The organism is Arthrobacter sp. UYCo732, assembly GCF_040547265.1.
Lineage (GTDB): Bacteria > Actinomycetota > Actinomycetes > Actinomycetales > Micrococcaceae > Arthrobacter.
The window spans coordinates 115,324-127,344 of record NZ_JBEPPJ010000003.1 but is presented as its reverse complement, the minus strand read 5'-3'; the positions used below and the strand labels follow the sequence as shown (position 1 = coordinate 127,344).

Here is a 12,021-nt window from a genome sequence, read left to right as displayed (position 1 = left end):
AGCAGCGAGTCAAGCCGCGGCAGGAATACTAATCAACTGTCCCGGCCAAACCCTGTCACGCCACGCCCGGGAATTTTGCGCAGGATCCGGCACGCCGGACCAAGGGTGGGCCTCGACATAGCACCGGGAGACCCCGATTCCCATGAATACCGGCCAAAACTACAGGCGCCGCCCCAATAAGACAAATGAGGTTACAAACTACTGTGAGCAACATCACAGGATGGCCGAGGTGGGGAACCACCCCTCCTGATGGTCGGCGCTCCCCGTCTCAGGAGGTCGTAGAGGGGCCGTGGCAAGATGGTGGGATGAGCATCCCGGCGATCGATCTGATGACTTCCCTGCGTTCCGGCCACGCCACATCGCCGCGCCTTACTTGGTACGGCCCTGACTCCGAGCGCGTTGAACTTTCCGGCCGCGTCCTGGACAACTGGGTGGCAAAAACGGGCAACCTGCTGCAGGACGAGCTTGACGCCGAGCCGGGGATGCGGCTCGGCCTTGACCTCCCGGCGCACTGGAAATCCTTGATTTGGGCCCTGGCCGCCTGGCAGCTCGGCATGGGGACTGTCCTGGACGGAGGCGAGGCCGAGTTACTCGTCACCGACAACCCCGAAAGCGTCACCGGAACGTACGACGCCGTGATCGCTGTTGCGCTGCCGGCGCTTGCCATGCGGTGGCCGGGGGAGCTGCCCGCCGGAGTTATCGACTATGCCGCCGAGGTTCGCTCCCACGGCGACGTCCTGATGCTGCATACAGACCCCTCCGCAAACAGCTTCGCCATTTCGGGCAGCGACGGGCAGCGGCACCTCCACGAACACCTGCTGTCCGGGTTTTCCGCCACCCACGATGAAGGCGTGCGGCTGCTGGTCAGGGCCTCGGACGGCATGGAAGCAGCCCTGTCCAACTCACTCGGCGCGTGGCAGAACGGCGGCTCGGTGGTGCTGGTCCATCCCGACGTGCAGCTGACAGAGCAGCTCCTCGCCGCCGAACGCGTCCAGGGGAAGTAGCGGCGCGGGAAGGTAGTTCCGCGCCCGGCGCGGAGCCGGGTGCTAGGGCTGCCGGGGGGGTTCGGTAACGTCCTGCTCTGGGCGTTCCGCGCCCGGGGCAGCTACAGCTGCGGCCGTTTCGTGATGGTGCACTTCGATGAGCTCGTGGTCGTGGGAGAACTCCGGCTCCTGGTCCAACTCCTCGTTGAAGACCCAGAACCGGTAAGCGAAGAACCTGAAGATGGTGCCCAGGATCAGGCCCACAACACTGCCTGCAATAAAGAGGGACGGCTTATCGTTCAGCTCGAGAATGTATTTCGCGAACCAGACGCAGCCGGAAGCGATCAGGAGCCCCACCAGGTTCATCACGGCGAACAGCCCCGCTTCGCGGAGCACATTGGCCTGTTTGCGGTGCCGGAATGTCCAGAAGCGGTTCGCAACCCAGGAGAAGATGCTCGCCACGATGGTGGCTATAGCCTTCGCCCATACCTCACTGCCGTGCATGGGGCCGGTAAACAGCCAGATGAAGACTGCCGAGTCAATGACGAAGGCCACACCGCCAACGGCTCCGAATTTCGCAACCTCGCGCCAAAACAGCGAGGCTAGCCCCCGGATACGTTCTGCGAGTGAATTAATCATGACCCTCCATGGCCGTCCGATCTGTGGGCCACACGGCCAGAGGTCTATTTTAGCGCCGAATCTGGGAACCGCCCCGCGCACCAGGTCCCGCGGCGGCCAGATTACCTGCTTTCCGGGCATCGTGGCGCCCGAAGTCCGGGATCCGCCGAGCTTTTCTGTAGGCTGACACATGTGACTTTTCCAGTGATCGGCGTGGTTGGCGGCGGCCAGCTCGCGCGCATGATGGCCCCAGCCGCCACCGCCCTTGGTTTTGAACTCCGTGTGTTGGCCGAAGGCGAGGACGTTTCCGCCGTTTCAGCCGTGTCCACTTCACCAGTGGGTGACTATCGAGACCTCCAAACGCTCCTCGACTTCGCGGAGGGCCTCGATGTCATGACGTTCGACCACGAGCATGTCCCCACGAACCACCTCCGCGCGCTTCAGGCCGCCGGCGTGAACGTCCAGCCCGGGCCGGACGCACTGATCAACGCCCAGGACAAACTGGTTATGCGGGCGGCAATCGACAGGCTCGGGCTTCCAAATCCGGAGTGGGCTGCGGTCTCCGATGTCCCCGCGCTGGTGAGCTTCGGCGACAGCATCGGCTGGCCGGTGGTTCTCAAAATGCCCCGCGGCGGCTACGACGGCAAGGGCGTTCGAATTATCGACTCCGCCGAAGCCGCGGCCGGGGCGGCTCCGTGGTTTGAGGCAATGAGCCCGCTGCTCGCCGAAGCCAAGGTTGATTTCAGCCGCGAGCTGTCCGCGCTGGTCGCGCGGACCCCGGACGGCGAAGCGAGGGCCTGGCCGGTGGTACACACCATCCAGGTGGACGGTGTGTGCGATGAAGTCATTGCGCCCGCGCTGGGCATTCCCCTGGATGTGGCAGCGGCAGCCGAAAACGCCGCACTGCGGATTGCCAGCGAACTGGGCGTGACCGGCGTGATGGCCGCCGAACTTTTTGAAACGCCCGGGACCGGCGCCGGCTTCCTTATCAACGAACTCGCGATGCGGCCCCACAACACGGGCCACTGGACCCAGGACGGTTCAGTGACCAGCCAGTTCGAGCAGCACCTGCGGGCGGTACTGAACCTCCCGCTGGGCGCCACTGACGTGCTGGGCCCCGTGGTGGTGATGAAGAACTTCCTCGGCGGCGACAACCAGGACCTGTTCTCCGCCTTCCCCGCCGCCCTCGCGAGCGAGCCGGCGGCCAAGGTCCACTGCTACGGAAAGTCCGTGCGTCCCGGGCGAAAAATTGGCCACGTCAACCTGCTGGGGGCTTCCACCGATGACGTGGACTCAGTCCGGCAGCGCGCCACCCGGGTGGCGGCGATCATCCGCGACGGCCGGGTTCCTGCCGAAGAACCAGCACGCATTTCCGAGGAGAACGCATGAACAGCGACACCACCACCGGCACCAACCTGACCGGGGTTGACACCGAAACCGCACCCATCGTCGGGCTGGTTATGGGTTCGGACTCGGATTGGCCGGTCATGGAGGCCGCAGCCGATGCCCTGGCCGAATTCGGCATCCCTTTTGAAGCAGATGTGGTCTCCGCGCACCGGATGCCCACGGAAATGATCCGGTACGGGCAGACGGCCCACGAACGCGGCCTGCGCGTCATCATCGCAGGCGCCGGCGGAGCCGCACACCTTCCCGGCATGCTGGCCAGTGTGACTCCGCTTCCTGTTATTGGTGTCCCGGTCCCGCTGAAGACCTTGGACGGCATGGATTCCCTCCTCTCCATCGTGCAGATGCCGGCCGGCGTGCCGGTCGCCACCGTGTCCATAGCCGGCGCCCGCAACGCCGGCCTGCTGGCCGTCCGCATCCTCGCCTCGGGCACGGACGCACTGGCAGCCTCGCTCCGCGCCGACCTCGTGGACTTCGCCCAGGAGCTCAACGATGTCGCCGCCCGCAAGGGAGCCAACCTCAGGCAGAAAGTCAGCGAAGTCTTCGCTGACGGCAATGGCGTCCTCCGGGGCGGCCGCTAGGTACGGGAACATGTCCAGAAGCGAACCGCAGCACCCCGCCCCCGGCACCGTCATGACCGACCCCGTACGGTTTCCGTCCGGCGCCCCGTCCCCTGTCCGGACCAAGCGGGCCTTTGTCCTGCTGCTGATGACTCTTCTGGTGCCCGGAAGCGCGCAGATTGTGGCCGGTGACCGTAAAGTCGGCCGAACCGCCCTGCGGGTGACCCTGGGCGTCTGGGTGGTGCTGGTGGCAACAGTGCTGCTGTTTATCTTCAACCGCACCCTCCTGATCAATGTCATCACCAACCCGTTCGCTTCGCTGGTGATCATCGTGCTCCTGGTGGCGCTCGCCCTCGGGTGGGCGTTCCTCTTTATCAACACCCTTCGGCTCATCAGACCGGTCCTCTTGGCGCCGGGGGCGCGTCCCGCCGTCGTGATTTCGCTTGTCATTGCCTTGGTCCTGAGCAGCGGCACGTTGGGTTACGCCGCTTACCTGCTCAACGTGGGGCGCAATGCCATTGGCAATATCTTCTCGGCCGGGCCAGCGATTGATCCGGTGGAGGGCCGCTACAACTTCCTGATGATGGGCGGTGACGCCGGCGATGACCGCACGGGCCGGCGCCCGGACAGCCTTTCCGTCCTCAGCGTGGACGCCAAGACCGGCCAGACCGCCATCATCTCCGTGCCGCGAAACCTCCAGAACGCCCAGTTCAGCGAAGACTCCCCCATGCGCAAGATCTACCCGGATGGGTACAACTGTGGTGACGAGTGCCTGATCAACGCCATCAACACTGAAGTAACGAATGAGCACGCCGACCTCTACCCTGGGGTGGCCGATCCCGGTGCGCAGGCGACTCTCGAAGCAGTCTCAGGGACGCTGGGCATTACTGTCCAGGCCTATGTTCTGGTGGATATGGCGGGCTTCGCCAAACTCATTGACGCTATGGGCGGCATCAAAATCAAGGCCGGCGGCTGGGTTCCGATGAGCGGGTACTTCGACGAGGTTACGCGCACTCACGGCATGCCATTGGGCTGGATTCCCGCCGGTGAACAAACACTCGATGGCGAGCATGCACTTTGGTACGGACGGTCCCGCGAATACGTCGACGACTACTCCCGCATCCAGCGTCAGCAGTGTGTCCAGCAGGCCATGCTGAAGCAGTTGGACCCGGCCACGCTGCTGTCCAAATTCGAGGACATCGCCAGCGCGGGCACCAAGGTGGTGGAGTCCACCATCTCCTCGTCCCAGCTCGGCAGCTTTGTGGATCTTGCCATGAAGGCCAAGGGTCAGGAAGCCAGGCGGCTCACCATTGGTCCGCCCGACTTCGACGCTTCCTTCTCCACGGTGCCTGACTTCGACGTCATCCACGACAAGGTGGACCAGCTTCTGGCATCTGCTTCGGGCCCGAAGGCTGCAGCGTTCGTCGACGGCGTGGTGCAGCCCCCCACGGCTGGCGGACATTTGCAGGCAGCCGGACCGTTGCAGGCTGCTTCCGGACTGGCAGGCGGTTGGCCCGCGCAACAAACTCCCCCGCCGTCGTCGGACTTCACACCGGTGACCACAACGTCCGACGGCAAACCGATCACCGAGGAGCTACTGAACCAGCTCAAGCGCGAGGGTAACGAGGAAGCCATCCGCCAACTCGTGGCCACCAACGGTCAGTGCGCGCCCCTGTAGGCGTGCCGCCCGCCCTGCCCCACTTACACACTTACACACTTACTGAAGAGCTGAATACTAAGGATGGACCCGGCTTTGTACGAACTTGAAAACGCCCTCCGCGACTATGCCTGGGGTTCCAGAACAGCCATCGCAGAGCTTTTGGGGCGCCCCGCGTCCGGCGGACCGGAAGCCGAACTGTGGGTCGGTGCACACCCCGGCGCCCCGTCTATGGCCCGCCGGACTGACGGCTCGGAAACACCACTGGATGCGTTGATTGCCTCAGATCCGGAGCACTTCCTCGGCAGCGAATCAGTGGCGGAATTTGGGCCGCGGCTGCCATTCCTGGCAAAGCTTCTTGCGGCTGCCCAGCCCTTGTCGCTTCAGGTTCACCCCAGCATCGAGCAGGCCAGGGCAGGATTTGCGCGGGAAAATGCTGAAGGCATCGCCCCGGACGCAGCCAACCGGAATTACCGTGATGACAACCACAAGCCGGAGATGATCCTTGCGCTGACCCCCTTTGAATCGCTCTGCGGATTCCGGGATCCTGCAGTCACCCGGAAGATCCTGGCCCACATTGGCGCATGTTTCGACCTGATGGAAACCGAGGTGCCGCCCCTGCTGACCGAACTGATCCATTTCCTCGAAAATCCGGACGAGGGCACCGGTTTGCGGGCTGCCTTCGAACGTCTGATTCAGGGCGGCGACGATGTCCCGCGGGCCACGGCGACGGTGGCCGCAGCCCTGATCTCCGGCGCTTCGCTGGCACCGTACCAGACGGAGCTTTCCACGGTCATCACCCTCCATGAGCAGTACCCGGGTGATCCTGGCGTACTGATCTCGCTGCTGCTCAACCGCATATCGCTGGCCCCCGGTGAGGCTGTCTACCTGCCCGAGGGAAAGATCCATGCCTACCTCTCCGGCCTGGGAGTAGAGGTCATGGCCTCCTCCGACAACGTGCTCCGGGGCGGTCTGACACCCAAATTCATTGACGTGTCCGAACTCCTGCGCACCGTCGACTTCACTTCCGTCCAAGTCCCGATGTTGAACCCGGAAATTTCCGGACTGGGCCAGCAGCTGTACCGGCCCCCGTTCCGGGAATTCCAGCTTCAGCGGATCGAGCTGGCCCCGGGCGGGGCGCCGGTCCCGCTTGCCCAGTCAGGCGCCGTCGTCGTGATTGTCGTGGAAGGCGCGGTGTACCTCGACTCGCCCAAGGGCGACCTGGAACTGGGCCGCGGCGGCAGCGCATTCCTGGCCGCCTCCGAAGCTCCGGTGAACGTCCATGCTGTGGCAGGGGTTACGGAGACGACCGTTGCATTCGCCGTCACCACCGCGCTCAGCGCCGGGTAACCCGTTTCAGCAGGCGGCGTGCTGCCTGCAGGGCCTTGCGGGCAGCAGGCATGGCCCGGGCGTAGACCGGGTAGAGCGGCGACAGTGGCTTCTCCCAGGTTCCCATCAGCATGTTCTCGTGCTTGGCGAACTGTTTCTTGAAATCGGAGATGCCGTCGTTGAGCAGGCCGTTGAAGTCATAGCGGCAGCAGCCGTCCTCGCGCATGGCACGCAGGGCAGCCCATTTCACGCCGTAGTTCACCCGCTGCTTTTGGCCCTCGGCAGAGACGCCGCCGTAGAGCTCGAACGCGGTTGCCCCGCTCCGGGACAGCCAGACGAAGGCCAGCAGCTGATCACCGTCGAAGGCTCCGATGATGGGTGAGCCCTCGCCCAGGTTGGCCCAAATGTCCCGGTAGTACTGGTCTTCGTGGATCCCGAACCCCGCCCGGGCAGCCGTCTCGTGGTAGATGCCCAGCACCTGCTCCAGCTCCGCCGCCGCCGCGACCTTCCGGAAGTCCACCTCGCTGCGCATTGACTTGCGGATGTTGGCGCGCGTGGACTTGGACATGTCGGCCATGAGCTCATCGTCGGTCTTGGCCAGGTCGAGGATGAGGGTCCGCGGGATAAGCACGGTGTTGGCGGAGGGCTTGAAGCCGGCGGCAGCCACTGCGGGGGCGAAGGGAGACTCTGCGTCCCAGTCCGGTTCGATACTCAGGGCCACGCCGTGGTGGCGGGAGGAAGCGTAGCCGGCCAGCTGTTCAAGGACGGCGGTGGCGTTGTCTTCGGAGCACATCGGTCCGCGCGGCACGTACACCAGGGCGCCGAACGGGGATGGCAGCTTCCGGACCAGCAGCTGTGCGCAGCCGAGGATGTTCTCATCGTCGGTGACCAGGACCCGGTCCACGGACCAGCCGTGCATGGCCTTGGTCTCACCCCAGCCCCATAGTTGCTGCGGATGGCCCTGGAACCGGTCAACATAACCGTCCCAGACGGCGCGGTCAGTACAGGGCACAACGGCAAGACTCATGAATTCAACCCTATACCAACGGCCTGCCGCGGCTGGCCGTACAGCGTCCGCGGCGACAAGGCAGGCCGTGGGCAGGCAGCGAGCCAGGCTGCAGGCACAAAAGGGCGCCACACCGCAGCAGCAGTGTGGCGCCCCTCGCGCCAAACCCGTCGATTAGTTCTTGCGGGCGTAGCCTTCCCACTTGCTGGCCTGGTGCTCGCCATCAACGAAGCGGATGGTGCCCGACTTGGACCGCATCACGATGGACTGGGTCAGGACCTTGTCCTTGGAGTAGCGGACGCCCTTGAGGAGGTCGCCATCGGTGATGCCAGTGGCCGCGAAGTAGCAGTTGTCGCTGGAGACGAGGTCGTTGGTGGACAGCACCCGGTCCAGGTCGTGGCCGGCGTCCAGGGCCTTCTGCTTCTCTTCGTCGCTGGTGGGCCACAGCCGGCCCTGGATGACGCCGCCGAGGGACTTGATGGCGCAGGCGGCAACGATACCTTCAGGTGTGCCGCCGATGCCCATGAGGGCATCAACGCCGGTGCCGGAGCGTGCGGCGGCAATCGCGCCGGCAACGTCGCCGTCCATGATGAACTTGGTGCGCGCACCGGCTTCGCGGATCTCCTCGACCAGCGGGCGGTGACGGTCACGGTCCAGGATCATGACGTTGAGCTGGTTGACCTTCACGCCCTTCGCCTTGGCGATTAAATGCAGGTTCTGCTTCACCGGGAGGCGCAAGTCGACCATGTCGGCGGCTTCGGGGCCGGTGACGAGCTTCTCCATGTAGAACACCGCGGAGGGGTCGAACATGGAACCCCGCTCAGCCACGGCGAGGACGGCGAGGGCGTTGTTGATGCCCAGGGCAGTCAGCCGGGTGCCGTCGATGGGGTCCACGGCAACGTCACACTCGGGGCCCGTGCCGTCGCCAACGTGTTCGCCGTTGAACAGCATGGGGGCTTCGTCTTTTTCGCCTTCGCCGATGACCACAACGCCGTTGAAGTGGACGGTGTGAAGGAAGGATCGCATGGCGTCGACGGCGGCGCCGTCAGCTTTGTTCTTGTCGCCGAAACCAACCCAGTGGCCACCGGCGATGGCTGCGGCTTCGGTGACGCGGACGAGCTCAAGGGCAAGGTTGCGGTCCGGCTCGTCGATACCCACAGCAAGTGAGGGCGAGATCGTGGAGTACTGCTGGGTCATAGGCGCTGGTGACACGTGAACCTCTTCTTTGAGTGGCGATCATTGGACCCGCTCAGCCGGGTTCAGCCGACGCGGTGATTCCTCTGCTACTGATCATAGTCGCGGCGCCACTCCCGGGTGCCGGCATGACGTCCCCGCGCAATATGTGCCACCGGCCCGGACCTCAACCCCGAATGTGAGTTGGGCCCGCGCATGGGTGACTATAGAGGGGTGAGTGAAATGCAGGAAAAGACCAGCCAAGAACCAGATCCCTCGGACTCCGGACGCAACGGACAGGGCACGCCGATTGGTGACCAGCCTCCCGTAAAGCCCGTTATTGCGGCCGCAGCCGCCAAACGCGCCAATGCGTCAGTGATCGGCATGATCGTTGCCCTGGTGGTCAGCATTGCCGCTTTCCTGCCCATCCTCCTGATGAACCCCCTTCCCAAGAGCGACGGATTCCGCCCTGACATCGACGTCGGTGCGGTGGCCCGGAACGCTACGGATGTGGCGGGATTCACACCCGCCGCGCCGGACACGGCCGGTGCATACAGGCCCAATTACGCACGCTGGGAGTCCGGCAGCGGCAGTGGCGTTCCCGCGTGGGAGGTGGGCTACATCACACCGAAGGACTCCTTTATCGGCCTGGTCCAGACCCGGCAGTCCAATCCCACCTGGCTTCTTCAGAAGACCAAGAGTGCTCCCGTCACAGGAACCCGCGATGCGGGCGGCAAGGCCTGGGAGCTCCGGGACGCAGGCAAAGGCGAGAAGAGCATGATCCTGAACTACCGCGGAACCACCGTTGTCCTGACCGGGGCTGCGCAACTGGACGAGTTCGCCGTCCTGGCTGACGCCGTCGTGAAGTCTATGGACGGCAATCCGCCCGTAACGGTTTCACCGTCCGCCAGTCCGGCGCCGTAAGGTAGGCCAGTGGCTACCTACCTGACCCCTGCCCTTGCCTGGCGCCGCATGCGCGAAGGCAACGAACGCTTTGTTGCCGGCGAATCCTCGCATCCGAACCAGGACTCGTCCCGCCGATCGTCGCTGGTGGAGAACCAGCACCCGTTTGCCGTGATCTTCGGCTGCTCGGACTCCCGCCTCGCTGCGGAGATTATTTTCGACCTGGGGCTGGGAGACGCCTTTGTGGTGCGCACCGCAGGGCAGGTGATTGACGACGCCGTACTCGGCTCGCTCGAGTACAGCATCAGTGTGCTGGGGGTACCGCTGATCGCCATCCTCGGCCACGACAGCTGCGGGGCAGTAAGCGCCACCAAGGACGCCGTCGAAACCGGTCAGATGCCCGGCGGCTTCATCCGGGACCTCGTGGAGCGCATCACACCGTCCGTGCTGACATCCCTGCGGAACGGCGAGCACGAGATAAACGACATGGTGGTGGAGCACGTCAAGCAGACGTCCCAGCGCCTTGTGGACAGTTCGCGTGTGATTTCTGCCGCAATCGAGGACGGCCGCGCCGCAGTGATCGGCTTGTCCTACAGCCTCGCCGAGGGCCGGGCGAACGTGGTTTCCGGGATCGGCGAGATCTAGCGCGGACCCCCTCCAACCCCCGTAGCAATGCGGTTCACGGTTTTAGCCCCGGGCGTACCTCGTCCTAAGCTAGCCCCATGACTTCCACTGAAGAATTCCGCATTGAACACGACACGATGGGCGAAGTCCGCGTCCCCGTGAACGCCCTGTACCGTGCACAGACGCAGCGTGCAGTTGAGAACTTCCCCATCTCCGGCAAGACCCTGGAACGGGCGCACATCGAGGCGCTCGCCCGGGTCAAGAAGGCTGCTGCCCAGGCCAACGCGGAACTTGGGGTGCTCGACGGCGAGCTGGCCAAGGCGATCGCGGCGGCTGCCGATGAGGTAGCTGCCGGCAAGTACGACAGCGACTTCCCCATCGACGTCTTCCAGACCGGTTCCGGCACGTCCTCGAACATGAACACCAATGAGGTCATCGCCGAATTGGCTTCGCGCGCCCTCAAGGCCGCCGGCAGTGACAAGGTTGTGCACCCGAACGACCACGTCAACGCCTCCCAGTCCTCCAATGACGTTTTCCCCACCTCGGTCCACGTCGCTGCGACCTCCGCCCTGATTAACGACCTCATCCCGGCCCTCGGCTACCTGGCGGAGTCGCTGGAGCGCAAGGCCGTCGAATTCAAAGACGTCGTCAAGTCCGGCCGCACCCACCTCATGGACGCCACCCCGGTCACCCTGGGCCAGGAGTTCGGCGGCTACGCAGCCCAGGTCCGCTACGGCATCGAGCGCATCAACGCATCCCTCCCCCGCGTCGCCGAAGTTCCGCTCGGCGGCACGGCCGTGGGAACCGGCATAAACACCCCGGCCGGCTTCCCGGAGCGCGTCATCGAACTGCTCGCAACCGACACCGGACTGCCGCTGACTGAAGCCCGCGACCACTTCGAAGCCCAGGCAAACCGCGACGGCCTTATCGAAGCGTCCAGCCAGCTCCGCAACATCGCGATCTCCTTCATGAAGATCAACAACGACCTCCGCTGGATGGGCTCCGGCCCCAACACCGGCCTCGGCGAAATCGCCATCCCGGACCTGCAGCCCGGCTCCTCGATCATGCCCGGCAAGGTCAACCCTGTCATCTGCGAAGCATCCATCATGGTCTGCGCCCAGGTCATCGGCAACGACACCGCTATCGCCTGGTCCGGCACCAACGGTGCCTTCGAGCTGAACGTCGGTATCCCGGTCATGGCCGCCAACCTGCTCGAGTCCGTGCGGCTGCTGGCCAACACCAGCCGCGTGATGGCCGACAAGATGATCGATGGCATCACCGCCAACGTGGAGCGCGCACGCTTCCTGGCCGAAGCTTCGCCGTCCATCGTCACGCCGCTGAACAAGCACATCGGCTACGAAAACGCTGCCAAAATTGCGAAGAAGGCTGTGGCCGAGGGCCTCACGATCCGCGAGACCGTGGTTGCCATGGGCTTCCTGGAACGCGGCGAACTGACCGAACAGCAGCTGGACACCGCCCTGGACGTTATGTCCATGACGCGCCCGCCGCACAAGGCATAAGTCCCCACCGCCTCCCTTGGCGGCGGAGGCCCCGGAGAATAACGACGGCGGCCGGCACCTTCCCCACGGAAGGCGTCGGCCGCCGTCGGCGTCTCTGACGGGATTCTTTTGCACTCTTGTTGATTGGTGCAAAATTTCACTTCGTGGAAAATAGTGCACCCAGTGACGGTGGTCTCCGTGAGCGCAAGCGCCGCCAAACCCGCAAAGCCGTCACCGCGGCCGCCCGCGCGTTAACCGCAGCCAA

At 64.5% G+C, this 12,021-nt stretch carries 11 protein-coding genes; 8 read left to right on the top strand and 3 right to left on the bottom strand.

Annotated features, from left to right (window positions below):
* Positions 1-305: 305 nt before the first annotated feature.
* Complete coding sequence (locus tag ABIB45_RS06845) at positions 306-1,004, top strand: TIGR03089 family protein (RefSeq protein ID WP_354215154.1); 699 nt, start codon at positions 306-308, stop codon at positions 1,002-1,004.
* A 42-nt stretch (positions 1,005-1,046) separates the two neighbouring features.
* Here ABIB45_RS06845 and ABIB45_RS06840 read toward each other — a convergent pair whose 3' ends face one another.
* On the bottom strand, positions 1,047-1,622 hold the full coding sequence (locus ABIB45_RS06840) for a GtrA family protein (RefSeq protein ID WP_354215153.1): 576 nt from the start codon (positions 1,620-1,622) through the stop codon (positions 1,047-1,049).
* A gap of 171 nt (positions 1,623-1,793) precedes the next feature.
* Here ABIB45_RS06840 and ABIB45_RS06835 point away from each other — a divergent pair, with 171 nt between their 5' ends.
* The 4 genes from ABIB45_RS06835 (at position 1,794) to manA (ending at position 6,572) form a co-directional block, all read left to right on the top strand.
* A complete protein-coding gene (locus tag ABIB45_RS06835; protein ID WP_502909174.1) occupies positions 1,794-2,990 on the top strand; it encodes a 5-(carboxyamino)imidazole ribonucleotide synthase in 1,197 nt (398 codons plus the stop codon).
* Positions 2,987-3,586, top strand: coding sequence for a 5-(carboxyamino)imidazole ribonucleotide mutase (purE, locus tag ABIB45_RS06830; protein WP_354215152.1), 600 nt, complete (start codon positions 2,987-2,989; stop codon positions 3,584-3,586). The genes ABIB45_RS06835 and purE overlap by 4 nt, the downstream gene beginning before the upstream one ends.
* 10 nt (positions 3,587-3,596) lie before the next feature.
* Positions 3,597-5,243, top strand: a complete 1,647-nt coding sequence (locus ABIB45_RS06825; RefSeq protein ID WP_354215151.1) for an LCP family glycopolymer transferase — start codon at positions 3,597-3,599, stop codon at positions 5,241-5,243.
* Positions 5,244-5,318: 75 nt separating this feature from the next.
* Positions 5,319-6,572 (top strand): mannose-6-phosphate isomerase, class I, encoded by a 1,254-nt coding sequence (manA, locus tag ABIB45_RS06820; protein WP_354215150.1) that lies wholly within the window; start codon positions 5,319-5,321, stop codon positions 6,570-6,572.
* Here manA and ABIB45_RS06815 read toward each other — a convergent pair.
* Both ABIB45_RS06815 and glpX read right to left on the bottom strand, forming a co-directional pair.
* Positions 6,559-7,578: a lipid II:glycine glycyltransferase FemX gene (locus tag ABIB45_RS06815; protein ID WP_354215149.1), complete on the bottom strand. Its 1,020-nt coding sequence runs from the start codon at positions 7,576-7,578 to the stop codon at positions 6,559-6,561. The genes manA and ABIB45_RS06815 overlap by 14 nt on opposite strands.
* 153 nt (positions 7,579-7,731) lie before the next feature.
* Positions 7,732-8,754, bottom strand: coding sequence for a class II fructose-bisphosphatase (glpX, locus tag ABIB45_RS06810; protein ID WP_354215352.1), 1,023 nt, complete (start codon positions 8,752-8,754; stop codon positions 7,732-7,734).
* A 219-nt stretch (positions 8,755-8,973) separates the two neighbouring features.
* On the opposite strand from glpX, the gene ABIB45_RS06805 reads away from it, so the two are divergent.
* The 3 genes from ABIB45_RS06805 to ABIB45_RS06795 all read left to right on the top strand — a co-directional run bounded on the left by ABIB45_RS06805 (position 8,974) and on the right by ABIB45_RS06795 (position 11,777).
* Positions 8,974-9,654, top strand: coding sequence for a DUF4245 domain-containing protein (locus tag ABIB45_RS06805; RefSeq protein WP_354215351.1), 681 nt, complete (start codon positions 8,974-8,976; stop codon positions 9,652-9,654).
* A 9-nt stretch (positions 9,655-9,663) separates the two neighbouring features.
* A complete protein-coding gene (locus ABIB45_RS06800; RefSeq protein ID WP_354215148.1) occupies positions 9,664-10,278 on the top strand; it encodes a carbonic anhydrase in 615 nt (204 codons plus the stop codon).
* Between the two features lie 77 nt (positions 10,279-10,355).
* Positions 10,356-11,777, top strand: a complete 1,422-nt coding sequence (locus ABIB45_RS06795) for a class II fumarate hydratase (protein ID WP_354215147.1) — start codon at positions 10,356-10,358, stop codon at positions 11,775-11,777.
* Positions 11,778-12,021: the final 244 nt, after the last annotated feature.